Here is a 26881-nt window from a genome sequence, read left to right on the forward strand (position 1 = left end):
GCCCAATTGGATGTCTGTCACCGGTCGACGCCTCCCATCACGGGGTCGATGGACGCGACGGCGACGATGACGTCGGCGACTTGGCCGCCCTCGCACATGGCCGCCATGGCCTGCAGGTTGGTGAAGGACGGGTCGCGGAAGTGGACCCGGTAGGGGCGGGTGCCGCCGTCGGAGACGACGTGCACGCCGAGTTCACCCTTGGGCGACTCCACGGCCACGTAGGTCTGTCCGGCGGGGACCCGGAAGCCCTCGGTCACCAGCTTGAAGTGGTGGATCAGGGACTCCATCGAGGTGCCCATGATCTTCTTGATGTGGTCGAGGGAGTTGCCGAGCCCGTCCGGGCCGAGCGCGAGCTGCGCGGGCCAGGCGATCTTCTTGTCCTCGACCATGACCGGCCCCGGCTCAAGCCGGTCCAGGCACTGCTCGACGATCCTGAGCGACTGGCGCATCTCCTCCAGGCGGACCAGGAAGCGGCCGTAGGAGTCGCAGGTGTCGGCGGTCGGGATGTCGAACTCGTAGTCCTCGTAGCCGCAGTACGGGTCGGTCTTGCGCAGGTCGTGCGGCAGGCCGGCCGAGCGCAGGATCGGGCCGGTGGCGCCGAGCGCCATGCAGCCGGTCAGGTCCAGGTATCCGACGTCCTGCATGCGGGCCTTGAAGATGGGGTTGCCGGTGGCGAGCTTGTCGTACTCCGGCAGGTTCTTCCGCATGGTCTTCACGAACTCGCGGAGCTGGTCCACCGCGCCCGCGGGCAGGTCCTGGGCGAGTCCGCCGGGGCGGATGAACGCGTGGTTCATGCGCAGGCCGGTGATCAACTCGTAGAGGTCGAGAATGAGTTCACGATCGCGGAAGCCGTAGATCATGATCGTGGTCGCGCCGAGCTCCATGCCGCCGGTGGCGATGCAGACCAGGTGCGAGGAGAGCCGGTTGAGCTCCATGAGCAGGACCCGGATGACCGAGGCCCGGTCGGGGATCTGGTCGGTGATGCCGAGGAGCTTCTCGACGCCGAGGCAGTACGCCGTCTCGTTGAAGAACGGCGTCAGGTAGTCCATGCGCGTGACGAAGGTGGTGCCCTGCGTCCAGGTGCGGTATTCGAGGTTCTTCTCGATGCCGGTGTGAAGATAACCGATTCCGCAACGGGCCTCGGTGACGGTCTCGCCCTCGATCTCCAGGATCAGCCGGAGCACCCCGTGTGTGGAGGGGTGCTGGGGGCCCATGTTGACGACGATGCGCTCGTCGTCGGCCTTGGCCGCGGACTGGACGACCTCGTCCCAGTCGCCTCCGGTGACCGTATATACGGGTCCCTCGGTGGTCTCCCGGGCGGAAGCGTGTGAAGTGCTCATCAGCTGTACGACCTCCGCTGGTCCGGAGCCGGGATCTGGGCGCCCTTGTACTCGACCGCGATGCCGCCGAGGGGGTAGTCCTTGCGCTGCGGGAAGCCCTGCCAGTCGTCCGGCATCATGATCCGGGTGAGGGCGGGGTGGCCGTCGAAGACGATGCCGAAGAAGTCGTACGTCTCGCGCTCGTGCCAGTCGTTGGTCGGATAGACCTCGACGAGCGAGGGGATGTGCGGGTCGCTGTCGGGGGCGCTCACTTCGAGCCGGATCAGCCGGCCGTGGGTCAGGGAGCGCAGGTGGTAGACGGCGTGCAGTTCACGCCCCTTGTCCCCGAGGAAGTGGACGCCGCTCACGCCCGTACAGAGCTCGAAGCGCAGGGCGGGATCGTCGCGCAGGGTGCGGGCGACGCGCTGGAGGTGTTCGCGCGCGATGTGGAAGGTGAGCTCGCCGCGGTCGACGACCGTCTTCTCGATCGCGTTCTCGGGGAGCAGGTCCTGCTCCTCCAGGGCGCCTTCGAGTTCGTCGGCCACCTCGTCGAAGTAGCCGCCGTAGGGCCGCGAGGAGGCGCCGGGCAGCGTGACGGTGCGTACGAGGCCGCCGTAGCCGCTCGTGTCGCCGCTGTTCGCGGCGCCGAACATGCCCTTGCGTACGCCGATGACCTCGCCGGTGTCGTCGCGCTGGGCGGGCACGCCGTTCTGTTCGGGGGTGTCCGGAGTGTCGGGAGAGCTCACCGCAGCAGCCCCTTCATCTCAATGGTGGGGAGCGCCTTGAGGGCCGCCTCCTCCGCCTCGCGGGCCGCTTCCTCCTGGTTGACCCCGAGCTTGGAGCTCTGGATCTTCTGGTGGAGCTTGAGGATGGCGTCGAGCAGCATCTCGGGCCGGGGTGGGCAACCGGGCAGGTAGATATCTACCGGGACAATGTGGTCAACACCCTGAACAATTGCGTAATTGTTAAACATTCCGCCCGACGAGGCGCAAACCCCCATGGAGATGACCCACTTGGGGTTGGGCATCTGGTCGTAGACCTGCCGCAGGACCGGCGCCATCTTCTGGCTGACCCGGCCGGCCACGATCATCAGGTCGGCCTGGCGCGGGGAGCCGCGGAAGACCTCCATGCCGAAGCGGGCCAGGTCGTAGCGGCCCGCGCCGGTCGTCATCATCTCGATGGCGCAGCAGGCCAGGCCGAAGGTGGCGGGGAAGACGGACGCCTTGCGCACCCAGCCCGCGGCCTGCTCAACAGTGGTCAGTACGAAGCCGCTAGGCAGTTTCTCTTCGAGTCCCATAGGTGCCCCTCAGCCCCTCAGTCCCATTCCAGGCCGCCGCGCCGCCACACATACGCGTAGGCGACGAAGACGGTGAGCACGAAGAGCAGCATCTCCACGAGCCCGAAAAGCCCCAGGGCGTCGAAGGTGACCGCCCAGGGGTAGAGGAAGACGATCTCGATGTCGAAGACGATGAAGAGCATCGCCGTCAGGTAGTACTTGATGGGGAAGCGGCCGCCGCCGGCCGGCGTGGGAGTGGGTTCGATGCCGCACTCGTACGCCTCAAGTTTCGCCCGGTTGTACCTTTTTGGGCCGATTAGCGTGGCCATGATCACGGAAAAGATCGCAAACCCTGCCCCGAGGGCGCCGAGCACGAGGATGGGCGCGTAGGCATTCACGCTCCTCGCTCCTTCCAGTCGTCCTTGACCGTTGGACCGCACAGCGGGTCTCGTGAACGCCTCGCCGCCTCCCATTGAGCGCGAAGATCGCGTACATGTGAGGCAGTTCACAAGCCCGACTGCCCCGCATCCTATGCCCGGCGGTCTGTGATCTGCGACACGGGGTGCGCCAACGTCTTTGTGATCTCCACCACCTGACGAAGGATCATGAAGTCGGATGAGCGGTGATCTTCATACGTGAAGCGCCCGAGTGATCACGAGACGTGACATCTATAGGTGTTACCGCTGGTCGTCGGCCGTCTGGCGTTATCAAGGGATGTGCGCTACAGGCAAATTGGCAATGGATAGCCGTCCAGTGATAAGCGGGCGCCCGTCACCCGGGGGAGGGACTTCGACGCCCAAAGGTGGACGCGTGCACCCCTTCACGAGAGCCGCCTTCACCCCCCGAGAGGCCCACCCCCACCCCTCGGCCGACTGGATCAACCCGCAATGTGACCTGCGTCACTCGTCAACGGTCGTCGAATCAACGGGGCTTGGCCATCGACGTGAGGGGATGGTAGGCGTCGGGCAATTCGGGCGTTTCATGGAAAACACATGATCACAGCCCTGATCGCGCATGCCAGCTTTGTCCGTTACGGCGTCAATAAGTGCTGGCAAGAAGCGGATTCACCTCTTCCGACATCAACTGTGGCGCAGCACACGTTTCTTGAAGGGAACCCTGAACCCCTGATAGCGGTTGTACCCATGTCCCACACCGCTCACATACCCAGCCACCGGAAGCCCCGCCGCAGCGCCTCGAAGGTCTCGCTTCGGGCCGGAGTTGCCGGTGGCGTCCTCAGCACCATCGCGCTGGCAGGCGCGGCCGCCCCGGCCATCGCCGCCCAGCCGGTGAACGAGACCATCGAGATGCCGACCCTGACGGGCGACCTCGCGACCACCGCGGCCGCCACGGCGCAGGCCACCAAGACGGTCGCCGCCGACCTCCAGCTCCAGGCCGTCCAGGACGCCGCCGCGTCCAACGCCGCCAAGGACGCCAAGAAGGCCAAGGACGACGCCGAGCAGAAGGCAGCCGAGGCCAAGGCGAAGGCCGAAGCGGAGGCGAAGGCCAAGGCCGACGCCGCCGAGCGCGCCTCCCGCTCCGCCGAGCGCACCACGCTCAAGTCCTCGTCGGACGGCGGCTCCACCTCCACCGGCACGTCGTTCAAGGCGTCCAACGCCACCGGTTCCGCCGCCGCCATCGTGAACTTCGCGCTGGCCCAGGTCGGCAAGGCGTACGTCTCGGGTGCCACCGGCTCCAGCGCGTACGACTGCTCCGGTCTCGTGCAGGCCGCCTACCGCCAGATCGGCGTCGACCTGCCGCGCGTCTCGCAGGACCAGTCGGCCACCGGCACCCAGGTCTCGCTGTCCAACCTGCAGCCGGGCGACATCCTGTACTGGGGCGGCTCCGGCTCCGCGTACCACGTGGCGATCTACGTGGGCGGCGGCAAGTTCGTCGGCGCGCAGAACCCCTCCACGGGTGTCGTCGAGCGCAGCCTGGACTGGGACCAGCCCACCGGCGCCGTCCGCGTTCTCTGAGGCGTACAGCGGCCTTCTGAGCCGCATCCGCACCGCCTGCAAGGGCCGTTGCTCCCCCGCTCGGGAGCGACGGCCCTTCGGCATGCCCGGAATGTGTTGAACTCTGCCCGTTCCGGGGCAACATGCACGTATCAGGGGGTGTGCGCATGGACGAGCAGGTGCGGGACTCGGATCCGCAGTCGTACGAGGTCTACGCCGACGGGCTCGGCATGTTCGCCGCGATCGGGATCGTGTTCATGGTGCTCGGCCTGTGGATGCTGACCGGCATCCGGCCCTGGCACGGGCCCGTCGACTGGGCCAAACTCGCCTTTGGTTGGGGTTTCGCCCTGTTCGTCCTGGGGGCCGGCGCGTTCCTGGTCCTGGCGTGCGTGTACGGGGCGGTGCGCCCGGTCATCCGCGCGGACGCGGCGGGGATACACCTCGCCACGCGCTTCGACGCGCCCTGGGCGGAGGTCCGGGAGATCGAGGTCGGCACCGTGGCGATCTGGGAGCACGGCGACGAGAGCCACGCGGGCGGCTACGAGCACCATCGCGCGGTGTGGGTGACGCTGCACAGCGGCAAGCGGCACGAATACGTGGCCCGCCGCCAGGGCGGGGACCTCTCCGCGGACGAACTGCGCACCGGTCTGTCCCGGTTCGCCGGAGAAGTCCCCGTCCGCTGGACGGACGAGGTGGAGCGGCGCTTCTAGAGGGGAGCGGCGCTTATGGAGACCGCGCCCGGCTCAGGCCTTGGGGGCCACCTTCGAGAGGCCGTTGATGATGCGGTCCATCGCGTCGCCGCCCGTCGGGTCGGTCAGGTTGGCCAGCATCTTCAGGGTGAACTTCATCAGCATCGGGTGGGTGAGCCCGCGCTGGGTCGCGATCTTCATGACCTTCGGGTTGCCGATGAGCTTCACGAAGGCGCGGCCCAGCGTGTAGTAGCCGCCGTAGGTGTCCTTGAGGATCTTCGGGTAGGCGTGCAGGGCCAGTTCGCGCTGGGACGGCGTCGCGCGGGCGTGCGCCTGGACGATGACGTCCGCGGCGATCTGCCCCGATTCCATGGCGTACGCGATGCCTTCGCCGTTGAACGGGTTCACCAGGCCGCCCGCGTCACCGACGAGCAGCAGGCCCTTGGTGTAGTGCGGCTGGCGGTTGAAGGCCATCGGCAGAGCGGCGCCGCGGATCGGGCCCGTCATGTTCTCGGGGGTGTAGCCCCAGTCCTCGGGCATGGACGCGCACCACGCCTTGAGGATCTCGCGCCAGTCCAGCTCGCGGAACGCGGAGGACGAATTCAGGATGCCGAGGCCGACGTTGGACGTGCCGTCGCCCATGCCGAAGATCCAGCCGTAGCCGGGAAGGAGGCGCTCCTGCGGGCCGCGCCGGTCCCAGAGTTCGAGCCAGGACTCCAGGTAGTCGTCGTCGTGCCGCGGCGAGGTGAAGTACGTGCGCACCGCCACGCCCATCGGGCGGTCCTCGCGCCGGTGCAGGCCCATGGCGAGCGAGAGCCGCGTCGAGTTGCCGTCGGCGGCGACCACGAGCGGGGCGTGGAAGGTGACCGGGGTCTTCTCCTCGCCGAGCTTGGCGTTGACGCCGGTGATGCGGCCGGTGCGCTCGTCGACGATCGGGGCGCCGACGTTGCAGCGCTCGTACAGCCGCGCGCCGGCCTTCTGCGCCTGCCGGGCGAGCTGCTCGTCGAAGTCGTCGCGCTTGCGCACGAGTCCGTAGTCCGGGTACGAGGCGAGGTCCGGCCAGTCGAGCTGGAGGCGGACGCCGCCGCCGATGATCCGAAGGCCCTTGTTCCGCAGCCAGCCGGCCTCTTCGGAGATGTCGATCCCCATCGAGACGAGCTGCTTGGTGGCGCGCGGGGTCAGTCCGTCGCCGCACACCTTCTCGCGCGGGAACGCGGTCTTCTCCAGGAGCAGCACATCGAGTCCGGCCTTGGCCAGGTAGTACGCGGTCGTCGAACCGGCCGGACCGGCCCCGACGACGATCACGTCCGCGGTGTGTTCGGAGAGCGGCTCGGTCACAGCGGGATCTCCCGAAGACTCGAATTTGCGTGCCGAGAAGCACAGGACATGTGCAGTCTATGGGTGGCTGTTGATCGACATCGCGAAGGGTTGCCACGCCATGACCTCCGACTCCCCCGAGTCCGCCATACCGTCCGCCGCACCGGACGAGCCGCTGCCCGTAGTACGGCTGCGGGTGCCCACCGAGGAGGACGCGTACGCCTGGCACCGGGTGTTCGACGACCCGGAGGTGATGGAGTTCCACGGCGGCCGGTCCGCGGAGGTCTCCGTCTACGAGGAGTTGACCGCCCGCCAGCGCAGGCACGACGCCGAGCACGGCTTCTGCTTCTGGACGATGCTGGACGAGAACGACGAGGTCATCGGCTTCACCGGCGCCCAGCCCTGGCCCCTGGACGACTGGGGCCCGGCGGGCGAAGTGGAGATCGGCTGGCGCCTGGGCCGCGCGCATTGGGGCCGCGGCTACGCGACGGCGGCGGCCCGCGCCACGCTCGACCGCGTCCGCGCGAAGGGCCTGGACCACGTGGTGGCGATGGTCCACCCGGACAACACCCGCTCGCTGGCGGTGACGGAACGGCTGGGCATGACCCTGTCGAGAACGTACGAGTCGAAGGTGTCGGGCCTGGAGATCCCGTGCTTCCGGCTGGAGCTTGGTGAGGACTGATCAGCCCTTGAAACCCCGGTGCAGCGCCACGACCCCGCCCGTCAGGTTCCGCCACGCCACCTTGGACCAGCCCGCCTGCTGAAGCCGCGCGGCCAGCGCGCCCTGGGCGGGCCAGGCCCGGATCGACTCCGCGAGGTAGACGTACGCGTCTGGGTTGGAGGACACCGCCGTGGCCACCGGGGGCAGCGCCCGCATCAAGTATTCGGTGTACACCGTCCGGAACGGCTTCCACGTCGGCTGCGAGAACTCGCAGATCACGACCCGGCCGCCCGGCTTGGTCACCCGGTACATCTCGCGCAGCGCGGCGTCCGTGTCCTGGACGTTGCGCAGCCCGAAGGAGATGGTCACCGCGTCGAACGTGTCGTCGCGGAAGGGCAGCTTCGTCGCGTCGCCCGCCGTGAACGGCATATGGGGCTGGCGCTCCTTGCCGACCTTGAGCATCCCGAGCGAGAAGTCGCAGGGCACGGTGTACGCGCCCGCCGCGGCGAAGGGCTGCGAGGAGGTGGCCGTGCCGGCCGCGAGGTCGAGCACCTTCTGCGCGGGCCGCGCGTCGACCGCCTTCGCGACCTCCTTGCGCCACAGCCGGGTCTGGCCGAGGGAGAGCACGTCGTTGGTGAGGTCGTAGTGCGCCGCGACGTCGTCGAACATCGAGGCGACTTCGTGCGGCTGCTTGTCCAGGGATGCGCGGGTCACGCTTCCCATTCAAGCAGTAGGCCGCACAGCCGGGTGCCCGGCCCTCACCGGCACAGCCGGGCCACGTACATTCTCCTTTCCGTGCCACGGGGGCGCGGAACCACGAGAGCGGGTGCACACGACATGCGGAGTTTCCTGAGGGTGCCGGTCGCGGGGCTCGGCGCCTTGGCCGCGCTGGTGTGCGCGGGGTGCTCCTCGACCCCGGACGCGGCGCCCGAGGCCCCGGCCAAGCCTGCCGCGAACGGCCCGTTGAACAGCGGGTACTCCCCCTACGTCAGCGCCACGACGGCCTCGCCGACCGACGCGGTGGGCTCCCCGGCCGTCTACAACCTGGCGTTCGCCGTCGCCCACGGCAGCACCTGCCGGGCGGTCTGGGACGACGACACGGCCATCGTGGACCAGGACGTCAAGGACCGGGCGGCCGAGCTGAAGAAGTCGGGCGCCGCGGTGCGGGTGTCCTTCGGCGGGCAGGCCGGCAAGGAGCTCGCGCTGACCTGCAAGACCCCGGCCCAGCTGGCCGCCGCCTACGGCTCGGCGCTGGACGCGGCCGGGGCCGGCGAGGCCGACTTCGACATCGAGGGGGCCGCCCTCGCCGACTCCGCCGCGCTCACCCGGCGCGCGGAGGCGATAGCCCTGCTCCAGAAGGAGCGCAGCCTCAAGGTGACGTTCACGCTCGCGGTGATGCCGACGGGGCTCACGCCCGAGGGCACGGCGCTGCTCAAGTCGGCCAAGGACCACGGCGTGCAGGTCTCTGCCGTCAACGTGATGACGATGAACTACGGCACCTCCTTCGGAGGCGACATGGGCGACTACGCGGTGCGGGCCGCGACCGCCGCGCACGGCCAGCTCCAGCAGGTCCTGGGCCTCTCGGACGCGGCGGCCTGGCAGGAGCTCGGGGTCACGTCGATGATCGGCGTCAACGATGTGAAGGGCGAGACGTTCACCCTGGACGACGCCGCGAAGGTACGGAAGTTCGCCCAGGACAAGGGCATCGGACGGCTCTCCCTGTGGGTGACGTACCGCGACCAGAAGTGCGGTGGCGGCGTCAACCCGGCCGTGGCGCAAGCGAGTTGCAGCGGCGTGGACCAGGAGCCGGGCGCCTTCGCGAAGGCCCTGTCGGGAAGCTGAGCGGGACGACCGGGCTCACCGGCGCCGGTGCACCAGCCGTCCGCCGATGACGGTGGCGATGCAGGTCCCGGCGCCCCGCGCGGCCAGCGCGCCCTCGTCCGGCACGGCGAAGACGGCGAACCGGGCCGGGCCGCCCACGGCGAGCGGAGCCCGGAAGGCCTCGCCCGGCTCGGCGTCGGCGAACGGATCGAGGGCCGCCGGACCCTTGGCGCCACCGCCCGGCAGCACCTCAAGTCCCGCCCGCTGTACGGCAGTTCGCACCGCCGGGGTGACGAGCGGCCCGGTCACCGCCACCACGCCGTGCGCGAGCAGCTTCTGGGTGCAGCGGCGGGCGCTGTTGCCCCGGCGGGACTCGCTCGGGTCGAGGGCGGCGAGCGCGGCGCCGGTCAGCGGTTCGGTGCCGAGCTCGTCGACCTCGAAGGGGTCGTCCGGGAAATAGGTGAGCTCAAGCAGGGCCGCGCCGTGCCGGTTGACCAGGCCGGGCGTGAGCACGCCGGGCCAGCGGCGGACGCGGGCGGCGGGGTGCTCGGCCGCGACGTCCTCGTACGGGGCGATCATCGCGATCCGGTCACCGTCGATGAGCACCGCACCGCCCGGGACCGGCTCGCGGTCCCCGGGCAGCAGAAGGTCGGCGGCGTGAAGCGTCAGCACGTCGGGAACGCGGCCTCAGTTGGAGGCGAGGAGCTTCAGCTCCGGGTGGGCGGTGCCGCCCTCGATCGCGGTCGAGGAGATGTGCGACTGGACGCGGGTGTCGACCGGGTCGTTCGCCGGGTCCTCGTGCACGACGAGGTGCTCGTAGGTGGTGGCGCGCTGGGCGGGCACCCGGTCCGCCTTGCGGATCATGTCGATCATCTCGATGAGGTTGGAGCGGTGCTTGGCCCCGGCCGACGAGACGACGTTCTCCTCCAGCATGACCGAGCCGAGGTCGTCGGCGCCGTAGTGCAGGGTGAGCTGCCCGGCCTCCTTGCCCGTGGTCAGCCAGGAGCCCTGGATGTGCGCGACGTTGTCGAGGAAGATCCGGGCGATCGCGATCATGCGGATGTACTCGAAGATCGTCGCCTGGGTGCGGCCCTTGAGGTGGTTGTTCTCCGGCTGGTACGTGTACGGGATGAAGGCGCGGAAGCCGCCCGTGCGGTCCTGCACGTCGCGGATCATGCGCAGGTGCTCGATGCGCTCGGCGTTGGTCTCGCCCGTGCCCATGAGCATGGTGGAGGTGGACTCGACGCCCAGGCCGTGGGCGGTCTCCATGATCTCCAGCCAGCGCTCGCCGGACTCCTTCAGCGGCGCGATCGCCTTGCGCGGCCGCTCGGGCAGCAGCTCGGCGCCGGCCCCGGCGAAGGAGTCGAGCCCGGCGGCGTGGATGCGCGAGATGGCCTCCTCCACCGACACCTTGGAGATCCGGGCCATGTGCTCGACCTCGGAGGCACCCAGGGAGTGGATGACCAGCTGCGGGTACGCCTTCTTGATCGCGGAGAAGTGCTCTTCGTAGTACTCGACGCCGAAGTCGGGGTGGTGGCCGCCCTGGAACATGATCTGGGTGCCGCCGAGCTCGATGGTCTCCGCGCACCGGCGCAGGATGTCGTCGAGGTCGCGGGTCCAGCCCTTGGCGGTGTCCTTGGGCGCGGCGTAGAAGGCGCAGAACTTGCACGCCGTCACGCAGACGTTCGTGTAGTTGATGTTCCGCTCGATGATGTACGTCGCGATGTGCTCGGTACCGGCGTACCGGCGGCGGCGCACCGCGTCGGCGGCGGCGCCGAGCGCGTGCAGCGGCGCGGACCGGTACAGGTCGAGCGCTTCCTCCGGGGTGATCCGCCCACCCTCGGCGGCACGGTCGAGAACGGACTGAAGATCGGCCTTCTCAGTCACCGGAGGTGTCCCTTTCTAGGGGGTTACGGGCGGGCGGATCCAGCGTACGCCAGCGGCTCTGCCCCACTGAGCGGGGGCCGCAGGCCCTCAGGCGGCGAGCCCGCCGAGGAGCAGGCCGCCGAAGGCTCCGGCGATCATGAAGGGCCCGAGGGGGAACGCGGCCGTTCGGTTCGCCCTTCGCAGCACCAGCAGCCCGCCCCCGTAGACCGCGCCGAGCACGAGCCCGAGCAGGGCTCCCGCGAAGAGCACCGGCCAGCCGTACCACCCGAGAGCGGCCCCGAGCCCGAGCGCGAGCTTGGCGTCGCCGAGGCCCATGCCCGCCGGGTTGATGAGCACAAGCACCAAGTACCCACCGCACAGGGCGAGTTCACCGAGCAGAGCCGTGGTCCAGGCCCCCGCATGCCCGGGCAGCAGCGCGGCCAGGCCGAGCAGCAGGGTCGCCGCGAGGGCGAGCGGCAGGGTCAGCACATCGGGCAGCCGGTGCACGCCCCGGTCGACGACCCCGAGCAGCACGGCCACCGGCGCGAGCAGCAGCCAGACCCCCAGCTCCGGGCGGGCTCCGGTGGTGGCGGCGAGCCCCGCGCAGACCAGCGCGGTCAGCGCCGCGACGACCGGAGTCGAGGGTCCGTATCCGCGAGCGGCCCCGAGCCAGCCCCGGGCGGGCCCGGCGAACGGCCGCCCGTCGGGGTCGGCGGGCCGCCACGGCTCGTCGGGTTCGACGGAGAGCCGGTGGGCCGGGCGGGGCAGCAGCACCCCGGCGCCCGCGCCCCACAGCGCGGCCCCGGCGACGAGAAGCCCGTTCACCGCTTCCAGCCCGTTCACTGCTTCGTCAGGATGCCGGAGGGCCTTCCGGCGGCCGCCTCCTCGGACTGGTACGTGAGCTTGCCGTCGCTGCCGAGGGTGAAGACGAGTTCGGCGGTGCCGGTGGTGCACAGGCCCGCGGTGCCGGGCTTGCGCGGGTCGGTGCGCTCCTCGATGCGCACCTCGCCCGCCGTGCCGGAGAGCAGCTTGCCCACGCCGTGGCACTCCACCTTCGTACCCAGCACATCGATCGTCGACGTCGTCAGGACGACGTCGCTGCCCGTACTGCCCGCCGTGAAGGCGGCGGTGACCGTGCCGTGCGGCTGGCCGGTGCTCTGCTCCGTGGTCGGGCCCTGCCAGGTGCCGATGAACTGGCTTGGCAGATTTGCCAGTTGGGTTCCGGACGGCGAACCCGAGGGCGAACCCGACGGGGTCGCGGCGTCGGTCGGGGCCCGCGTCCCGGGCTCGGGCGCACCCGTCACCGGGGTCGAAGCGGGCGGCTTCGCACCCGTGTTGCTCTCCTTGCCGCCTCCGCCCGGAAGCATGTCGAACAGGAAGGCCGCGCCGACCGTCACGGCGGCCAGCGCGCCCGCGACCGCGAGGGCCACCGTGCAGCTGACCTTGCGGCCCTGGCCGCGTTCGCCCGGCTCGGCGGCCGTCGCGACGGACAGGGCGACGCGCGGGCCCCGGTCGGCCGGGCCGGGCGGGGCGGTGGGCGGCGGGGGTGTGCGCGGGCCCGGGAAGGGGGCCGCGTCCCGGCCGTACGAGGCGTCCGGCGGGCCGAAGGCGCCGGCGGCCCCGGACCCGGGACCCGTACCGCTGCCCGCCCCGCCCCCGACCGCCGGGCTGCTGAACGGGATCGGGCCCGAGCCGCTCACCGGCTCGCCGGGCTCCAGGTCGAGCAGCCGCACCGCGGACCGGCTGACCTCCTCCACCAGTGGGCCCGGCAGCCAGCCGTCCCGGACCAGCGCGGCCGCTCCGGCCGGGGCGAGGCGGGCCGCGAGGGCGGCGGGGGCCGGGCGGTCGGCCGGGTCCTTGGCGAGGCAGGCTCCGACCGCGTCGCGCAGCTCGCCGGTGAGGCCGGCGCCCAGTTCGGGCGACTCGTGCACCACCTTGTAGAGGAGGGCCGCCGAGGAGTCGCCGGGGAAGGGCGGCTCGCCGGTCGCCGCGTACGCGAGGACCGCGCCCAGCGAGAACATGTCGGCGGCGCCGGTCACGCCCCGGCCCAGAATCTGCTCGGGCGACATGTAGCCGGGCGAGCCGATGGAGACGCCGGTCGCGGTGAGCGAGGCGGTGCCGTCGGTGGCGCGGGCGATGCCGAAGTCGATGAGGCGGGGGCCGTCGAGGGTGAGCAGCACGTTCGAGGGCTTCACGTCCCGGTGGACGAGGCCGAGCGCGTGCACCGCGGCAAGCGCCTCGGCGAGGCCGGCGCCCAGGACCCGTACCAAGTGATCGGGAAGCGGGCCGCGGTCCATGACGGCCTGGGTCAGCGAGGGGCCGGCCACATAACCCGTCGCCACCCACGGAACCGGCGCCTCCGGGTCCGCGTCGAGGACCGGCGCGGTCCAGTCGCCGCCGACCCGCCGGGCCGCCTCGACCTCGTGCCGGAAGCGTGCCCGGAACTGTTCGTCGAGGGCGAAGTGCGGGTGCACCACCTTGACCGCGACCGTGCGGCCGCCCGCGCTGCGGCCCAGGTACACCCGGCCCATACCGCCCGCCCCGAGCCGGCCGAGCAGCCGGTAGGCGCCGATCGTCCGCGGTTCGCCCGCTTCCAGCGGCTGCAAAGACTGCATCGCGGTGCTCCCCCAACGCCCACCCTGGTCAAGCCGGTCGCACAGCAGCGTAGAGCCGTACGTGCGCGGGATCACCCTCAACCGAGACTGATCCCATGCTTACGTGAGCGAACCGAATAGCGGGTTCCGCCCTCTTGACTGGCGTAGTTCATGCTTAATCGCCCAAAATGCCACCGCCCTCAGCCAGATTCACGGAGCCCCGAATGAAGCGTCGCCGCCCTGCCGCTCTGATAGCAGCCGCCGTCATCGGCTCGGTCGTGCTGGTCTCCGGCTGCTCCGACGAGGGCAAGCCGGTCAGCTTCGACTCGGGGCCGAGCAGTCCGTCGCCGGAGGCCTCGGCGCAGGGCGGGCAGAAGAAGAACGACGACGCCTCCGCGAAGAACGGCGCGGCAGCCCAGACGCTCCTACCGACCGGCCCGAAGGCCGAGTTCACCACGCAGAGCAGCCTCAGCGACGGCACCAAGATCGGCGTGACCACGCTCAAGGGCGCCAAGTCCGGGTTCACCGGCAAGGTGTGGGTGTGGGCGCCGAAGCAGTACTTCGACGAGAAGTACAAGAACAGCGGCTTCCCGGTGCTCATCGCGCTGCCCGGCGGAAACGGCTACCCCAAGAACTACTGGATGGGCACCGACCTCAAGCTGCAGAGCAGCATCAGCGAGTGGTCCAAGACCGGCAAGAGCCTGCCGTTCATCGTGGTCATGCCGGTCCTCAACCCGGACGCCAAGCACTACTACGACGGCAGTGACATCCCGGGCCAGCCGAAGATGGGCACCTGGATGACCGAGGACGTGCCGGACCTGGTGCGGGCCAACTTCCGCACCTTCAAGTCCCGTGACGGCTGGGCCTTCATGGGCTCCTCGTCGGGCGGCTTCGTCGGCCTGAAGTCGGTGCTCAAGCGGCCCGACCTGTTCAAGGCCGCGATCGCCTCGGGCCCGGACACCGTGCCGGACTCCCCGCTGTGGGCCGGCCACGAGGCCGAGAAGCAGGCGAACAACCCGGAGAAGCTGGCCCAGGACCTGATCGACAAGAAGGGTCCCGAGGTCGCGCTCGCCTTCCAGGTGGGCACCAAGGAAGGCACCGTCGTGCCGAACGTGAAGAAATTCATCGACACGTACGGCAAGGGCCCGGTGAAGACCCGCCTCCAGCTGATCCAGGGCGGCACCCACAACGCCCACACCTACGTGACGGGCATGGGCGAGGGGACCATGGAGTGGATCAGCAAGCAGATGCTCGCCCCCATCCCCTCCTCCTGAACGGTCCGAGGTTCCTCGCGGGAAGCCCTTACGGAGCGAGCAGCTCCACGTTCACATCCGCGGCGAACCCGGTGGTGGGACCCGTCCGCCGGGCGAACTCCCTTACGCCTTCGAGCTGTTGGGGCCCGAAGCGGAAGTCGAGCGTCGTGAAGTAGCGCTCCAGGAGCTCGGCGTCGAACACCTCCCAGCGCGCGGCCTGCTCGGCCACCTTGGTGACCTCCTCCAGGGAGAGGTCCCGGGACGCGAGGAACGCCTCGTGCACCTGCTGTACGACGTGGGGCTCGCGGGCCAGGTAGTCCTTGCGGGCCGCCCACACGGCGAAGACGAACGGCAGCCCCGTCCACTCCTTCCACATCGTGCCCAGGTCGTGGACCTGGAGCCCGAGCCGCGGGGCGTCGTGCAGCGAGGCCCGCAGCGCGGCGTCCCCGATCAGCACGGCGGCGTCCGCCTCGCGCATCATCAGGCCGAGGTCGGGCGGGCACGTGTAGTAGTCGGGGGCCACCTGGTACCGCTCGGCGAGCAGCAGCTGCGCCAGGCGTACGGAGGTTCGCGAGGTGGACCCGAGGGCGACCCGGGCCCGGTCCAGGTCCTCAAGAGGACGCTGCGAGACGATCACGCAGGACATCACCGGCCCGTCGCAGCCGACCGCGATGTCGGGGAAGGCGACCAGGTCGTCCGCGTTGCGCAGGAACTCCACGAGGGTGATCGGCGCGATGTCCAGGTCACCGTTCACCAACTGCTCGCTGAGCTTCTCCGGGCTGTCCTTGGTCAGCTCCAGGTCGAGCAGCGTCCCCGTCCGTGCCAGGCCCCAGTACAGGGGCAGGCAGTTCAGGAACTGGATGTGACCGACGCGCGGCCGGCCGCCGTGGTGCTGGGGGCTGGTTGAATTGTCCACGTGCCGAGGCTAGACCCGTCCCACTGGGTGGACCGCGCCGGGCCCTGCCGGGGGTGCCGCGGGAGCGTCCCCGCTGGGCCGTACGGGGTGCCTCGCGAGGGAGCCTGATCGCCTGCTCCGCCCCCGGTCAAACGTCCGGACGGAGTGATCTTTCCCTCTACCGCGGCACCTGAGCTGCGTGCTACGCTCAGCGCAAGTTGCAGTTTGGTTTCCCTTGCAGTACAGAGCCTGCGGAGCATGTAACCCGCAGGCTTTTGTAGTTTTCAGACTTGTTTGCAGGTTCTGGAGCAGGGCAACCCTTTGGCCCAAGGAGGGCTTATGGCTACCGGAACCGTGAAGTGGTTCAACGCTGAAAAGGGCTTCGGCTTCATCGCCCAGGACGGCGGCGGCCCGGATGTCTTCGTCCACTACTCCGCGATCAACGCGTCTGGTTTCCGCTCCCTGGAGGAGAACCAGGTCGTGAACTTCGACGTCACCCAGGGCCCGAAGGGCCCGCAGGCGGAGAACGTCACCCCGGCCTAACTTGCCCGGGTTGGCGATCGCTGACTTAGCAGTACCCAAGGAGCCCCGTCCATCCGGACCGGGGCTCCTGCCTTTTGCGGTGCTGGGCGCCCTACAGGGGCGCGGGGCAGCCGTAAAGCCCCTCGATCTCAGTCGCGTACCGCTCAAGGATCGCCTTCCTCCGCACCTTCAAGGTGGGGGTCAGCTCACCCCGCTCCACCGTGAAGTCCTGCGGCAGCACCGCGAACCCCCGGATCCGCGCGGGCCGGGACACCTGCGCATTGGCCGCCTCGACCGCAGCCCGCACGAGCTCCCGCACCTCGTCCGGACCCCGCCCCGCCGTCTCCTGCGCATCCACCGTGATCAGCGCGACGGGATACGGCCGCCGGTCCCCCACCATCACCGCGTGCGAGACGATCCGGGCCCGCTCGATGGCCAGCTCCACGTGCGAGGGCGTCAGGTTCTTGCCGGCGGACGTGATGATCAGGTCCTTCTTGCGGCCGGTGATCGTCAGGTAACCGTCCGCGTCCACCGCCCCCAAGTCGCCCGTGTGCAGCCACCCCTCCGCGTCCAGCGCCTCCGCCGTGCCCAGGGCGTTCGCGTGGTACCCGGGGAAGATCATCGGCCCGCGCGCAAGGACCTCCTCGTCGGGCGCGATCTTCACCTCGCACCCCGCGACCGGCCGCCCCACCGTGCCGTACCGCACCGCCCCCGGGTGGTTGAGCGAGATCACGCCCGCGGACTCGGTCATCCCGTACCCCTCGAAGACCTGGATCCCGCAGGCCCGCAGGAAGTCGAGGATCGCCGGGTCGATGGGGGCGCCGCCGGTGAGCGCCCAGCGCAGGCGCCCGCCGAAGGCCGCTCTGACCAGGCTGAACAGCGAGGCGTCGGCGGCCTCGTACGCGCCCTGACGCTCGGGCGGAAGCTGCCCGTCCGCCGCGAGGACGCCGATCGCGACCGCCGCGTCGAACCGCTCGCCGCCGCCCTCCGTCGCCTCAGCGAACGAGCGCACGACCGAGTAGACCTTCTCGAAAAGCCGCGGTACGGACGGCAGATGGGTCGGCTGCGCCTCGGCGAGCTCGCCGACCACGTCCTCGATCCGGCCGCCGAAGTAGCACAGCTCGCCGCCGTAGAGCAGCGTCGAGAACTGGATCAGCTGGGCGAGCAGGTGCGCGAGGGGCAGGTAGAGGTACGTGCGGTCGCCGGGGCCGCCCTCGATGAGGTGCAGGGTCGCGTCCTGGACCGCGCCCATGTTGCCGTGCGTGAGCCGGCAGCCCTTGGGAAGGCCGGTGGTCCCGGAGGTGTAGACGAGCTCGGCGTCGTCGTCGGGCCGGACGGCCACGGACCGGGCCCGCAGGTCGTCGAGCGGCACGGACTCGGCGCGGGCCCCCAGATACGCCAGCGGCACCGCCCTCCCCTCACAGGGCCCGGTCATCAGCAGTACGTGAGCGAGCGCGGGCACCTTCCCGCGCAGCCCCTCCACCCGGGCCGCCTCCGCGGGCCCCTCGCAGATGACCGCCTTCGCGGCGGAATCCGCGAGGACCCAGGTGGTCTCCTCATCGCCCGCCGTCGGATACACCGGCACCACCACCGCGCCCGCCGCCAGGCAGGCGAAGTGCGCGTACGTCCACTCCGGGCGGGTCTCGGCGAGGATCGCGACCCGGTCGCCGGCCTCGATGCCGAGCGCGAGCAGGCCGCGCGCGGTGCGGCGTACGGTGTCGCGCAGCTCGGCGTACGTGACCGTCGTCCAGCCCCCGCCCGCCTCGCGGAACCTGAGGGCCGGCCGGTCCGGGTGGCGCCCGGCCGCCCACTCGGTGAACACGGCGAGCGTCTCGGGGCGCGGGCGCTGGTGCGGGCTCTGGGGGTTCATGACCCGACGGTAAGTACGGTCCCGGGCCGCGCGGGATGACGGGAAACGTCACCCCGGCTGACCTCAACGCTCAACCCGGCTAACGTCGTTGACCATGGCGAAGCCGACGATCACCGTGCACCACGTGCGGGCCGTGCTGCGCGGCGCCGAGCGGCACGGCATCGACACCGTGCCGTTGCTCCAGGCGTCCGGCATCCCCCCGCTGCTGCTCGGGGACGACCGAGCGCGGGTCACCCCGGCCCAGTTCGCGCAGCTCTTCCGGGCCCTGTACCGGGTGACCGGGGACGAGTTCCTCGGGCTCGGCGGCGCCCCCAGCCGCCCCGGCACCTTCGCGATGATGTGTTACGCGGTGCTCGGCTGCCGCGACCTCGGCGGGGCGATGCGACGCGGCACCACGTTCTACGGCCTGTTCGCGCACGGCCCCGACCTAACCCTCGACATCACCGGCCCCGAGGCGGTGTTCGCGGTACGGGGCGACCTGATGGGCCGGGACGAGGACCGGTTCCTGACCGAGTGCCTGGTGATCATCTGGCACCGGCTGTGCAGTTGGCTGGTGGGCCGCCGCATCCCGCTGACCCGCGCCGCCTTCGGCTATCCGCCGCCCCCGCACAAGGACGAGTACGAGTCGCTGTTCGGCTGCCCGGTCCGGTTCGGGGACGCCCGCACGGAGGCGGTGTTCGACGCGCACTGGCTGACCGCCCCGCTCGTACGCGACGAAGCGGCGCTGGCCCAGATGCTGCGCCGCTCCCCCTTCGAACTCCTCAGCCGCCACGCCTACGGGACGACGGTCGGCGAGCAGGTGGGCCGGGCCCTCTCCGGCGCCCTGCGCGCCTCTCCCCGGCTGCCCACCCTGGAGGAGACGGCTGCCCGCCTCGCCATGTCCCCGGCGACTTTGCGCCGCCGCCTGGCACGGGAGGGCACCTCGTTCCAGCAGCTCAAGGACGCGGTGCGGCGCGATGCCGCGATCGCGGGCCTGGCGGAGGGCCGCGAGCCGATCGCGGAGATCGCGGCCCGCCTCGGCTTCTCGGAGGACACGAGCTTCCACCGCGCGTTCCGCCGCTGGACGGGCACGACACCGGGGTCGTACCGACTGGGCCGCTGAGCCCGGTCCCGGAGCCTTCCGCCGTCTCCGGGGTCAGTGAAGGTGAGCGGTACGGTCAGCTCCGTACCTACCGGTCAGTCACTACCTTCTCCTCAACTGCCCGCGCCCCATAGGACCGTTGGGAGAGCCGCATGCACGTCCGTACCAGAGTGGCCGGTGCCATCACCGCCGCACTCCTCCTGTCGGCAGCCACCCCCACCGCGTTCGCCGACGACACGGCGACCGCTTCACCCGGGGACATCGTCACCCAGTCCCCCACCGAGTTCCATCCGCTGCCCGGCCAGTGGACCAACACCAAGGCCTGGCACGTCACGTACCGCTCCACCACCGCCAAGGGCGGCCCGAACGTCGTGTCCGGCACGGTCATCGTGCCCAACGACGGCCGCACGGGGCCGCGCCCGGTCGTGACGTACGCCGTCGGCACGGTCGGGCTCGGCGACTCGTGTGCGCCGAGCGCCAACTTCCCGTACGGGACGGCCGTCGAGGCCACCCTGATCAACCAGGTCGTGCAGAAGGGCTGGGCCGTCGCGGTCACCGACTACGAGGGCCTGGGCACCCCCGGCGACCACACGTACACGGTCGGCCGGGCCGAGGGCACCGCCATGCTGGACGCGGCCCGCGCCGCCGAGCGCCTCGGCATCCCCGGCGTCGACGCCAACTCGCCCGTGGGGATCATGGGTTACTCGCAGGGCGGCCAGGCCAGCAGCTGGGCGGCCGAGCTGCACGACTCGTACGCCCCCGAGCTGAAGGTGAAGGGCACCGCGACCGGCGGCGCCCCGGCCGACCTCATGAAGGTGGCCGCGTCCAACGACGGCGGCCTCGGCTCCGGCCTCATCTTCATGGCGGCGGCCGGCCAGGACGCGGCCTTCCCCGAGCTGAAGCTGGACTCGTACCTGAACCCGGCGGGCAAGGCGCTGGTCGACTACTTCAAGAACAACTGCGTGGCGATCGACACGACGGTGGGCTCGTTCAAGCACGTCACCGACCTGACCGTGAAGAACCCGCTCCAACAGCCGGACTGGCAGGCCAGGCTGGCCGAGTCGAAACTCGGCACGCACCGCCCGGACGCGCCGGTGTACCTCTACCACGGCACGGTCGACGAGCTGATCCCGTACGCGGTGGGCCGGCAGCTGCGCTCCGACTGGTGCGCCAAGGGCGCGAACGTGGAGTGGCACGCGCTGCCGCTGCTCGGCCACATCGGCGGGGTGACGGTGGGCGGAGTCCCGGCGGCGAACTGGCTGGCGGACAGGTTCGCGGGCAAGCCGGCGAGCTCCAACTGCTAGCGGATTGAGGCGAGTTGAGCCCGCCTTCGGGATCCCCGGGGGCGGGCTCGGCGCATGCGAGCGCGCTACAGCCCGTAGCGCCGTGCCGATTCTTCCTGCTGGGCGAGGCGGTGCAGGGCTCGCAGGATCGGGTCGAAGAGGACGGTGGCGGCGACGGCGACCTCGACCTTCTCGGCCTCGGAGGGGTGGGTCTCGACGAAGTCGAGATCGCGGACGGCCGCCTGGTGCATGAGCTGGGCGTACGGGGCCATGAGCTCGGCGTCCCAGGGATAACCGAGCCGGTTGAGCGTGGCGACGGCGACGATCAGAGCCCGGTGATCGGGCGAGAGTTCACCGAGTTCGCGAGCGGTGGACCACCCCAGCATGCCGAGCAGCCGGTCCACCTCGCTCCGGGCGGCGACCACGGACTCGTCACCGTCGTCCGGGTCGGGCCCGTGGGGCAGGGCCCAGAGGGCGGCGCCGAGCCGGATGGTGCGGTCGAGGGAGTCGTCGTCGACGTACCCGATGACCTCCTTGGCCGTGGCCACCGGGAGCCGCCCGACCTCGATCAGGGCACGGACGAGGCGGAGCCGACGCAGATGGCTCTCGTCGTAGTCGGCCGTGGTGGCACCCACTTTGCGCCCCGGCGCGAGCATGCCCTGCCGCAGGTAGTACTTGATCATCGCGGCGGAGACCCCGCTCCGCTCGCTCAACTCGGCCAGCCGCATCTCTTGCGCCCCTCCTCGGATAACGCCATTATCCAAGATATCTACCCTGGGTAACTCCGTTATCCAACACGGGAGTTGGCAGCCGGGGAAGCCGTCCGTCGAGGAGCTGGAGGCACCATGTTCGCCAAGCCGAGCCCGAATCGCACGACCGCCGCCGCCGAGGGCGACGTGGTGGTGCTCCTGATCGGGATGCGCGTCAACCACTTCTGGGCAGTGCACCAGTGGGTGCCGGTGGGCGCAGCCATGTTCCGCATGCTCGGCGAACTCAAGAAGGACAAGAGCCGCGGCCTCCTCGGCCACGTCCTGCTGACCGCGTCACCGCGCACGTACTACGTGGTCCAGTACTGGGAGTCCAAGGAGAAGCTGTACGCCTACGCGCACTCGCCGGAGATGTTCCACCACCGGGCGTGGGCGATCCTCAACCGCAAGGAGCGCAAGGGCAAGTTGCGCGGGCACGTGGGCCTGTGGCACGAGACGTACATCGTGCCCGAGGGTTCGTACGAGTCGATCTACGCGGACATGCCACCGTTCGGCCTGGCAGCGGCGACGGGGGTGCTGCCACTGGAGGCGAGGGGGCGGAGCGCGACGGAACGGCTTGGGCGCCGGGCAAAGGGGGGATCCGCCCACCCGCCCGCCCGTGCAGGGGGCGGAGAGGGCTGAGCTCTGGGCTCCAGACCCCCAGAGGAGCTCTACGGTCAACTCGCTTACGAGATAGGTGGGTTGATGACAGGGACGAAGCGAGCAACACCCCGATCGCCGATGGACTTCCCCCCGCGCCCGGGGTGCTCCGACACTTCGCGGCCCCCCGCACAGGCACGACCAACCGTGCCGGGTCCCCTACAAGGGCGCGGACGCTGACACTTCACGCCTGCACCGGGCGAGCGCGAGCACAACCGTGCCGGGCCACCTCCAGGGGCGCGGGGAACTGCGCGACCAGCCACACACAACCCGCAGCCGACATCCGACCCCTCAAGGGGCGCGGGGAACTGCGCAATCCCCCGACGACCCGCAGCCGGCACCTACTCCGCAGCGCGGCGGCGACGCGTGGCCACCAAGATCCCCGCACCGCCCGCAAGAGCAACGGCGGTACCCCCGGCGGCCCAAGGCAGCGCCGAACCCGCTCCGGTGGAGGCGAGAGAGGTGCCCCCGGCAGGGGTGTTCTGAGAGGCGGCGGTCACAGCCTTACCCCCCTTGTCGCCGATGCCGGTGTCGGTGTCGGTGGCAGCACCGGCGCCCTTGCCGGCCTCCTTGGAGGCGTCGGGCTTGGGCTCGCCCTCGCCCTTCTTCCCGTCGTCCTTCTTGCCCTTGTCCTTGTCCTTCGCGGCCACGGCGTCGGCCTCGTCCTTCTTGCGGGCCTCGTACTGGCCCTTGTCGAGGAAGGCCTGGACGTCTTCGGGGGTGCCGAGGAGTGCCTTCTTGGCGGCCGCCTTCACGGCGGGGCCGCCCGTGCTGGAGATCTGCATGGCCAGGACCCGGTTGTCGATGATGCGGGCCTCGAACTGGCCGACTTCGAGGAACTCCGTGAGGGCCTCAAGGGTGTTCGCGTCCAGCGCCTTGCCTCCGGCCTCCTTCACCGAGACTCCACCGGCATTCATGATCCGGAGAACACTCACCCGGCCATCGTCCAGGCGGGCCTTGAACTGGCCCACCTCAAGGAACTTCACACGATCCTGCGGAGTGCCGTTGAGCGCCTTCATGCCCGCCTCGCGGACACCCCGGCCGACCTTGTCTGACGTGCCGATGATCCGGGCGATCGCGACCCGGTTGTCGTCGTCGCGCGCGATGAACTGGCCCACCTCAAGGAACTTCCGCATGGCGGCCGGGCCGCCGTCGATGGCCTTGGCCCCCTCTTCCTTGATCCCCGTCCCTGCACCCTTGGCCGCCATCAGCCGCAGGATCTCCGCCTTGTCCGCGACCGCCTGCTCGTCGGGAGTCTTCGCCCCCGCGTCCGGCGCCGAGACGGCAGGCGCCTTGGCGTCGGCGGCGTACGCCGGAGAGGCGAGCAGAACGGCCGGCGCGATGGCCGCGGACGCGACGAGCACCGATATGCGCGTGAACTTCATGTGATTCCCCGAGTTACCCAAGAAAGTCAGTATTGGTCCCCCGCATGCTACGTCGGCCTTGACTCTCCCTTTACACAGCCCCCTCCTCCTGGTCCCACGCGTGGAGTTCCGCCCAGACGACTTTTCCGACGCCCGGCCGCGCCTTCACACCCCACGCCACGGCGACGGCCGCCACGAGCAGCAGCCCGCGCCCGCATTCGGCGTCCTCCGCGAGCGGCCCCGAGCCGACGGGCTCCTTCTCTCCTCGCGCATCACTCACCTCGATCCGCAACAGCTCCCCCAGCGTGAGCCGCAGCTCGAAGTCCCGCCCGGGCACGTGACCGTGGGTCACGGCATTGGCGGCGAACTCGGCGACGACGAGCGCGGCGGCGTCGGAACGCGGGCTCCCGTACGGGATGCCCCACGCGTCCAACTGCTGCACCGCCAGCCACCGAGCGAGCCGCGCACCGCGCCGCGTACTGCTGAACCTCTGGACGAACTCGGTTGCCGTGACGGCGGATTGGGGATTCATGTGACCGAGCGTGACGAGGTGTGCGTAACCTGAACAGGGGCAGCGGCGCAACACCGGGTACCTGTACGGGTACGGGGTGCGCGCTGTACGGCTTGTCGACCGTAACCGCATGCGCGGAGGCATAGGTGGATCAGGAACGCCGCCCGGAATCACCGGGCGAGGCGGAGGGCACGTCCGAACTCTTCAGCGCCCTGGGCAAGCAGATCAAGCTGCTCCGCGAACGGGCAGGCCTTACCCAGCGCGAATTCGGAATGCTGGTCGGGTACGGGGAAGCACAGATCTCCGCGATTGAGCGCGGGGTGCGCATTCCTCAGCCGGAATTCCTCGACGCAGCGGATGAAGTCCTCAACGCGGGTGGGCTGTTGAAGGCAGCGAAGGAAGACGTACGCAAGGCCCAGTCGAAGGCACGGACCCGGCATCCGGAGTGGTACCGGGACTACGCCCGGCTCGAAGCGGAGGCGATCGAGCTGCACCACTACGGTTGCCAGGCCGTACACGGGCTGCTCCAGACAGAGGCGTACGCACGCGCGCTGTTCACTCAGCGGCGCCCGCTACTGGACGAGGCGACTGTCGACAAGCGGGTCGCGGACCGGCTCGCTCGCCAGCAGGTACTTCAGTGCTGGCCCGCCGCCACGTTCAGCTTCGTCTTCGAGGAGGTTGTTCTGCAACGCCCCATCGGGGGCAGAGCAGTCCATGAAGAGCAGCTCAGGCAGTTGCTGCATATGGGGCGACTGCGAACCGTGGAGCTCCAGGTCATGCCGACGGACCGCGAAGACTGCCCTGGGGTCGACGGCCCATTCAACCTGCTGACCACGAGGGCGAACCGGCAGGTTGCGTACACGGAAATCCAGGGCCACCCTCGATTGATCACGGATCCAAATGAGGTCCGTCTCATTACCACCCGCTACGGGATCATCCGGGCTCAGGCTCTCACCCCACGGGAGTCGCTGTCCCTGATCGAGAAGATGCTGGGAGAACGATGAACACCGAGCAGCTCCACTGGTACAAGAGCAGCTACAGCGGCGCGGAGGGCGGCGACTGCGTCGAACTCGCCTGTGCCTGGCGGAAGTCCAGCCACAGCAGCGGAGGTGGCGGCGAATGCGTCGAAATAGCCTCCCACCCCACCACAATCCACATCCGGGACTCAAAGAACCCCCAGGGTCCCCAACTGGCGGTGGCCCCAGCCACATGGGCGGCGTTCACCGCGTACGCCAAGCAGTAAAGACGCTCAGCCCTTCGAAAGGGCGGGGCCGACGTACGCGCCGTTGCCGGGCCCGCCCAGAACGGCCCCCGTCACGATCAGCGAGCCTGCGGTTCAGCACTTCCCATGAGGAGCGCTGCGTCCCTCTCGGATTCCGCTGGCGCAGCGGAAACGGCGGAGGACTCGATGACGACACGGGTCCGGCCGTGTCGGCGGGCGGGTGTGTGGAGGCGTACGTCTTCGATGCCGCGCTTCATGGAGTTGCGTATCCACTTGCCGACGGGGCGTTCCACGAAGCGGTGGATGAGCCATGCGGTGGCCATCATCAGCGCGATGACCGAGACCACGAGGACCGGGGCGGGGAGCCGGTTGCGGAAGTGGTGGATGAGGGTCATGCCGATGAACATGTGGATCAGGTACAGCGGATAAGTGATCGCTCCGGCGGTGGAGAGCCACTTCCACTGGATCTTGTCGAAGACGCCGAGGGCGATCGCGCCGACCACGGCGAACCCGGCGATGATGATCAGCCGGACCGGCCAGGTCGGCAGGTGCTCGGCGGCGACGTGCCCGAGGTTGCTGGCCAGGCGGTAGTGGATGTACCGCTGTGCGAGCAGCAGTTGGAACAGGACGATGCCCCAGAGCAGGGCGTTCTGTCCGAAACGGCGCATCAGGTAGAAGGCGATGCCCGCGATGAAGAACGGCGCGTACTGCGGCATCGCGAACGCCGCGAGCGCCGGGAAACCGAGGCTGGGCGCGAGGGCCGCCGCGACGGTCCACACCCCGATGAAGATGAGCAGGTTGCGGTAGGTCACCCCGCAGAGGACGACGATCGCCATCAGGACGTAGAACTTGAGCTCCACGAAGAGCGTCCAGTACACGTCGTCGACGTTCCTGGTGTTGTTGCCGGCCTGCACCATGGTCAGGTTGACGATCACGTCGTCCCAGCCACGTATCGACGTGATCTCAGGCCACTTCTTCACGACCAGCGCGGTCAGCGGCACGGCGACCCAGTAGGCGGGGAAGAGCCGGGAGACGCGGGAGACGGCGAAGTCGCCGAGGCTGCGACCCCACACGCTCATACAGATGACGAACCCGCTGACCAGGAAGAACACCTCGACGCCCAGCCAGCCGAACTCGGCGAACCTGTGCAGCGTCGGGAAGATCGTGGCCGGGTTGTGGCCCCAGGGCCGGCTCAGGGCGAGGTAGTGGTAGCAGACCACCATCAGAGCGGCGACGAGCCGGAGCCCGTCCAACGCCGCGAGCCTGGTCGCCGGACGACGCTGGGACATGGGGAACCTCCACAGCGTCCTGTTCAGGGACGCGACGGGTCGGGCGGTTCCCGACGAACTACCTGTGGGTAAATTATGTGCGGGCCATGTTCTCACGAACCCGACGGCGGCAGCCTCTGGGGTGCCGGACCCGGCAACCTCAACCGGGATGACACGACAACGCGGCCGCACCCCCTTCGGGAAGAGGTGCGACCGCGCTGTCGACCCGGCTCAGGCCTGTTCGAAGGTCCACTTCTGGAAGCGGAGGCCCTCGAAGGGCTGGACGGTGAGCTGCGTGCCCTTCTGGCCGTCGGGGAGCGTCACGACGCCGTCCATGTACGGGAAGGCGATGCGGTACAGGTGCTCGCCGACGGGCTCGATCGACCAGCGCTCCGGGAACGGCTGCACCGCGATGCGCGGCGGGAAGATGCGCAGGGCGCTCAGCGCGAAGAACGGCTCACCGGTGCTGAGCGAGCTCTTGATGTGGAACTCGTTGATGCCGTTGATGCAGGTCAGACGCCACTTCTGGTTGGGCTCCTTGCTGAGCGGCCAGCCGATGATGGGCGTGTTGGGGTGCGGGCTCCCGCCGGAGACGTCCACGTACAGGTCTTCGGCCGCGTTCTTGATCAGGTACTCGCCATCGGGCAGGATCGGCATGAAAGCCTCCAGGTCAGGACGGTGTACGGGTCTGATCGAGCTCCCTCACCCTAG

At 69.9% G+C, this 26881-nt stretch carries 28 protein-coding genes; 11 read left to right on the top strand and 17 right to left on the bottom strand.

What is annotated here, in order from left to right; all coding sequences use genetic code 11:
* Positions 1 to 17: 17 nt before the first annotated feature.
* From OHA17_RS16790 to OHA17_RS16805, 4 genes are read right to left on the bottom strand one after another with little or no spacing between them, the layout of a single operon-like run.
* Positions 18 to 1340 (bottom strand): NADH-quinone oxidoreductase subunit D, encoded by a 1323-nt coding sequence (locus tag OHA17_RS16790; protein ID WP_406507308.1) that lies wholly within the window; start codon positions 1338 to 1340, stop codon positions 18 to 20.
* A complete protein-coding gene (locus OHA17_RS16795; protein ID WP_053728788.1) occupies positions 1340 to 2065 on the bottom strand; it encodes an NADH-quinone oxidoreductase subunit C in 726 nt (241 codons plus the stop codon). The genes OHA17_RS16790 and OHA17_RS16795 overlap by 1 nt, the downstream gene beginning before the upstream one ends.
* A complete protein-coding gene (locus OHA17_RS16800; protein WP_053728789.1) occupies positions 2062 to 2616 on the bottom strand; it encodes an NADH-quinone oxidoreductase subunit B family protein in 555 nt (184 codons plus the stop codon). The genes OHA17_RS16795 and OHA17_RS16800 overlap by 4 nt, the downstream gene beginning before the upstream one ends.
* Positions 2617 to 2633: 17 nt before the next feature.
* Positions 2634 to 2993, bottom strand: coding sequence for an NADH-quinone oxidoreductase subunit A (locus tag OHA17_RS16805; RefSeq protein WP_406507309.1), 360 nt, complete (start codon positions 2991 to 2993; stop codon positions 2634 to 2636).
* A gap of 744 nt (positions 2994 to 3737) precedes the next feature.
* Between OHA17_RS16805 and OHA17_RS16810 the strand changes: the two genes are divergently transcribed.
* Both OHA17_RS16810 and OHA17_RS16815 read left to right on the top strand, forming a co-directional pair.
* Positions 3738 to 4568, top strand: coding sequence for a C40 family peptidase (locus tag OHA17_RS16810; RefSeq protein ID WP_398875781.1), 831 nt, complete (start codon positions 3738 to 3740; stop codon positions 4566 to 4568).
* Between the two features lie 146 nt (positions 4569 to 4714).
* Entirely contained in the window at positions 4715 to 5257 is a 543-nt protein-coding gene (locus OHA17_RS16815; RefSeq protein ID WP_053728791.1) for a hypothetical protein, read from the top strand.
* 33 nt (positions 5258 to 5290) lie between these two features.
* Here OHA17_RS16815 and OHA17_RS16820 read toward each other — a convergent pair whose 3' ends face one another.
* On the bottom strand, positions 5291 to 6574 hold the full coding sequence (locus OHA17_RS16820; RefSeq protein ID WP_388731890.1) for a geranylgeranyl reductase family protein: 1284 nt from the start codon (positions 6572 to 6574) through the stop codon (positions 5291 to 5293).
* Positions 6575 to 6674: 100 nt separating this feature from the next.
* Between OHA17_RS16820 and OHA17_RS16825 the strand changes: the two genes are divergently transcribed.
* Positions 6675 to 7235: a GNAT family N-acetyltransferase gene (locus tag OHA17_RS16825; protein ID WP_406507310.1), complete on the top strand. Its 561-nt coding sequence runs from the start codon at positions 6675 to 6677 to the stop codon at positions 7233 to 7235.
* On the opposite strand, the gene OHA17_RS16830 is transcribed toward OHA17_RS16825, so the two are convergent.
* A complete protein-coding gene (locus OHA17_RS16830; RefSeq protein ID WP_406507311.1) occupies positions 7236 to 7928 on the bottom strand; it encodes a demethylmenaquinone methyltransferase in 693 nt (230 codons plus the stop codon).
* Between the two features lie 123 nt (positions 7929 to 8051).
* On the opposite strand from OHA17_RS16830, the gene OHA17_RS16835 reads away from it, so the two are divergent.
* On the top strand, positions 8052 to 9056 hold the full coding sequence (locus OHA17_RS16835) for a chitinase (protein ID WP_406507312.1): 1005 nt from the start codon (positions 8052 to 8054) through the stop codon (positions 9054 to 9056).
* A gap of 15 nt (positions 9057 to 9071) precedes the next feature.
* On the opposite strand, the gene OHA17_RS16840 is transcribed toward OHA17_RS16835, so the two are convergent.
* The 4 genes from OHA17_RS16840 to OHA17_RS16855 form a co-directional block, all read right to left on the bottom strand.
* Positions 9072 to 9707 (bottom strand): imidazolonepropionase-like domain-containing protein, encoded by a 636-nt coding sequence (locus tag OHA17_RS16840; protein ID WP_406507313.1) that lies wholly within the window; start codon positions 9705 to 9707, stop codon positions 9072 to 9074.
* A 15-nt stretch (positions 9708 to 9722) separates the two neighbouring features.
* Positions 9723 to 10922 carry a cyclic dehypoxanthinyl futalosine synthase gene (mqnC, locus tag OHA17_RS16845; RefSeq protein ID WP_398875786.1) on the bottom strand — a complete coding sequence of 400 codons (1200 nt, stop codon included), beginning with the start codon at positions 10920 to 10922 and terminating at the stop codon, positions 9723 to 9725.
* 87 nt (positions 10923 to 11009) lie between these two features.
* Complete coding sequence (locus OHA17_RS16850) at positions 11010 to 11726, bottom strand: prepilin peptidase (RefSeq protein WP_406510739.1); 717 nt, start codon at positions 11724 to 11726, stop codon at positions 11010 to 11012.
* Between the two features lie 14 nt (positions 11727 to 11740).
* Positions 11741 to 13507: a serine/threonine-protein kinase gene (locus OHA17_RS16855; protein ID WP_406510740.1), complete on the bottom strand. Its 1767-nt coding sequence runs from the start codon at positions 13505 to 13507 to the stop codon at positions 11741 to 11743.
* 212 nt (positions 13508 to 13719) lie between these two features.
* On the opposite strand from OHA17_RS16855, the gene OHA17_RS16860 reads away from it, so the two are divergent.
* Complete coding sequence (locus tag OHA17_RS16860) at positions 13720 to 14769, top strand: alpha/beta hydrolase (protein ID WP_406507314.1); 1050 nt, start codon at positions 13720 to 13722, stop codon at positions 14767 to 14769.
* Between the two features lie 28 nt (positions 14770 to 14797).
* On the opposite strand, the gene OHA17_RS16865 is transcribed toward OHA17_RS16860, so the two are convergent.
* Positions 14798 to 15664: a menaquinone biosynthetic enzyme MqnA/MqnD family protein gene (locus tag OHA17_RS16865; protein WP_398875789.1), complete on the bottom strand. Its 867-nt coding sequence runs from the start codon at positions 15662 to 15664 to the stop codon at positions 14798 to 14800.
* A 318-nt stretch (positions 15665 to 15982) separates the two neighbouring features.
* On the opposite strand from OHA17_RS16865, the gene OHA17_RS16870 reads away from it, so the two are divergent.
* Complete coding sequence (locus tag OHA17_RS16870) at positions 15983 to 16186, top strand: cold-shock protein (RefSeq protein WP_003967102.1); 204 nt, start codon at positions 15983 to 15985, stop codon at positions 16184 to 16186.
* 91 nt (positions 16187 to 16277) lie between these two features.
* Here the strand turns inward: OHA17_RS16870 and OHA17_RS16875 are convergent, their stop codons facing one another.
* A complete protein-coding gene (locus OHA17_RS16875) occupies positions 16278 to 18035 on the bottom strand; it encodes an AMP-dependent synthetase/ligase (protein ID WP_406507315.1) in 1758 nt (585 codons plus the stop codon).
* Positions 18036 to 18129: 94 nt separating this feature from the next.
* On the opposite strand from OHA17_RS16875, the gene OHA17_RS16880 reads away from it, so the two are divergent.
* Positions 18130 to 19137, top strand: a complete 1008-nt coding sequence (locus OHA17_RS16880; protein WP_406507316.1) for an AraC family transcriptional regulator — start codon at positions 18130 to 18132, stop codon at positions 19135 to 19137.
* Positions 19138 to 19268: 131 nt separating this feature from the next.
* Positions 19269 to 20420 (top strand): lipase family protein, encoded by a 1152-nt coding sequence (locus tag OHA17_RS16885; protein ID WP_406507317.1) that lies wholly within the window; start codon positions 19269 to 19271, stop codon positions 20418 to 20420.
* A gap of 65 nt (positions 20421 to 20485) precedes the next feature.
* Here OHA17_RS16885 and OHA17_RS16890 read toward each other — a convergent pair whose 3' ends face one another.
* Positions 20486 to 21127: a MerR family transcriptional regulator gene (locus tag OHA17_RS16890; RefSeq protein WP_406507318.1), complete on the bottom strand. Its 642-nt coding sequence runs from the start codon at positions 21125 to 21127 to the stop codon at positions 20486 to 20488.
* A 117-nt stretch (positions 21128 to 21244) separates the two neighbouring features.
* On the opposite strand from OHA17_RS16890, the gene OHA17_RS16895 reads away from it, so the two are divergent.
* On the top strand, positions 21245 to 21787 hold the full coding sequence (locus tag OHA17_RS16895) for a DUF4188 domain-containing protein (protein WP_406507319.1): 543 nt from the start codon (positions 21245 to 21247) through the stop codon (positions 21785 to 21787).
* 359 nt (positions 21788 to 22146) lie between these two features.
* Here the strand turns inward: OHA17_RS16895 and OHA17_RS16900 are convergent, their stop codons facing one another.
* Positions 22147 to 23190 (bottom strand): hypothetical protein, encoded by a 1044-nt coding sequence (locus OHA17_RS16900; RefSeq protein WP_406507320.1) that lies wholly within the window; start codon positions 23188 to 23190, stop codon positions 22147 to 22149.
* A gap of 70 nt (positions 23191 to 23260) precedes the next feature.
* On the bottom strand, positions 23261 to 23701 hold the full coding sequence (locus OHA17_RS16905; protein WP_406507321.1) for an ATP-binding protein: 441 nt from the start codon (positions 23699 to 23701) through the stop codon (positions 23261 to 23263).
* Between the two features lie 125 nt (positions 23702 to 23826).
* On the opposite strand from OHA17_RS16905, the gene OHA17_RS16910 reads away from it, so the two are divergent.
* Both OHA17_RS16910 and OHA17_RS16915 read left to right on the top strand, forming a co-directional pair.
* Positions 23827 to 24684 (top strand): helix-turn-helix domain-containing protein, encoded by an 858-nt coding sequence (locus OHA17_RS16910; protein ID WP_406507322.1) that lies wholly within the window; start codon positions 23827 to 23829, stop codon positions 24682 to 24684.
* Complete coding sequence (locus OHA17_RS16915) at positions 24681 to 24923, top strand: DUF397 domain-containing protein (protein ID WP_406507323.1); 243 nt, start codon at positions 24681 to 24683, stop codon at positions 24921 to 24923. Before OHA17_RS16910 ends, OHA17_RS16915 begins: the two co-directional genes overlap by 4 nt.
* A 77-nt stretch (positions 24924 to 25000) precedes the next feature.
* On the opposite strand, the gene OHA17_RS16920 is transcribed toward OHA17_RS16915, so the two are convergent.
* Together OHA17_RS16920 and OHA17_RS16925 are read right to left on the bottom strand one after the other, a co-directional pair.
* On the bottom strand, positions 25001 to 26191 hold the full coding sequence (locus tag OHA17_RS16920; RefSeq protein ID WP_406507324.1) for an acyltransferase family protein: 1191 nt from the start codon (positions 26189 to 26191) through the stop codon (positions 25001 to 25003).
* A gap of 210 nt (positions 26192 to 26401) precedes the next feature.
* The gene (locus OHA17_RS16925; protein ID WP_406507325.1) at positions 26402 to 26827 is read right to left on the bottom strand and encodes an RICIN domain-containing protein; all 426 of its coding nucleotides are present in this window, start codon (positions 26825 to 26827) and stop codon (positions 26402 to 26404) included.
* Positions 26828 to 26881: the final 54 nt, after the last annotated feature.

Origin of the sequence: Streptomyces sp. NBC_00212 (genome assembly GCF_045206365.1) — a bacterium.
Taxonomy (GTDB): domain Bacteria; phylum Actinomycetota; class Actinomycetes; order Streptomycetales; family Streptomycetaceae; genus Streptomyces.

Coding starts and splice junctions, on each gene's coding strand:
- OHA17_RS16800 (WP_053728789.1), bottom strand. CDS start 2,616: ATGGGACTCGAAGAGAAACTGCCTAGCGGCTTCGTACTGACCACTGTT.
- OHA17_RS16920 (WP_406507324.1), bottom strand. CDS start 26,191: ATGTCCCAGCGTCGTCCGGCGACCAGGCTCGCGGCGTTGGACGGGCTC.
- OHA17_RS16870 (WP_003967102.1), top strand. CDS start 15,983: ATGGCTACCGGAACCGTGAAGTGGTTCAACGCTGAAAAGGGCTTCGGC.
- OHA17_RS16915 (WP_406507323.1), top strand. CDS start 24,681: ATGAACACCGAGCAGCTCCACTGGTACAAGAGCAGCTACAGCGGCGCG.
- OHA17_RS16810 (WP_398875781.1), top strand. CDS start 3,738: ATGTCCCACACCGCTCACATACCCAGCCACCGGAAGCCCCGCCGCAGC.
- OHA17_RS16895 (WP_406507319.1), top strand. CDS start 21,245: ATGTTCGCCAAGCCGAGCCCGAATCGCACGACCGCCGCCGCCGAGGGC.
- OHA17_RS16825 (WP_406507310.1), top strand. CDS start 6,675: ATGACCTCCGACTCCCCCGAGTCCGCCATACCGTCCGCCGCACCGGAC.
- OHA17_RS16790 (WP_406507308.1), bottom strand. CDS start 1,340: ATGAGCACTTCACACGCTTCCGCCCGGGAGACCACCGAGGGACCCGTA.
- OHA17_RS16860 (WP_406507314.1), top strand. CDS start 13,720: ATGAAGCGTCGCCGCCCTGCCGCTCTGATAGCAGCCGCCGTCATCGGC.
- OHA17_RS16815 (WP_053728791.1), top strand. CDS start 4,715: ATGGACGAGCAGGTGCGGGACTCGGATCCGCAGTCGTACGAGGTCTAC.
- OHA17_RS16890 (WP_406507318.1), bottom strand. CDS start 21,127: ATGCGGCTGGCCGAGTTGAGCGAGCGGAGCGGGGTCTCCGCCGCGATG.
- OHA17_RS16900 (WP_406507320.1), bottom strand. CDS start 23,190: ATGAAGTTCACGCGCATATCGGTGCTCGTCGCGTCCGCGGCCATCGCG.
- OHA17_RS16880 (WP_406507316.1), top strand. CDS start 18,130: ATGGCGAAGCCGACGATCACCGTGCACCACGTGCGGGCCGTGCTGCGC.
- OHA17_RS16875 (WP_406507315.1), bottom strand. CDS start 18,035: ATGAACCCCCAGAGCCCGCACCAGCGCCCGCGCCCCGAGACGCTCGCC.
- OHA17_RS16835 (WP_406507312.1), top strand. CDS start 8,052: ATGCGGAGTTTCCTGAGGGTGCCGGTCGCGGGGCTCGGCGCCTTGGCC.
- OHA17_RS16905 (WP_406507321.1), bottom strand. CDS start 23,701: ATGAATCCCCAATCCGCCGTCACGGCAACCGAGTTCGTCCAGAGGTTC.
- OHA17_RS16925 (WP_406507325.1), bottom strand. CDS start 26,827: ATGCCGATCCTGCCCGATGGCGAGTACCTGATCAAGAACGCGGCCGAA.
- OHA17_RS16885 (WP_406507317.1), top strand. CDS start 19,269: ATGCACGTCCGTACCAGAGTGGCCGGTGCCATCACCGCCGCACTCCTC.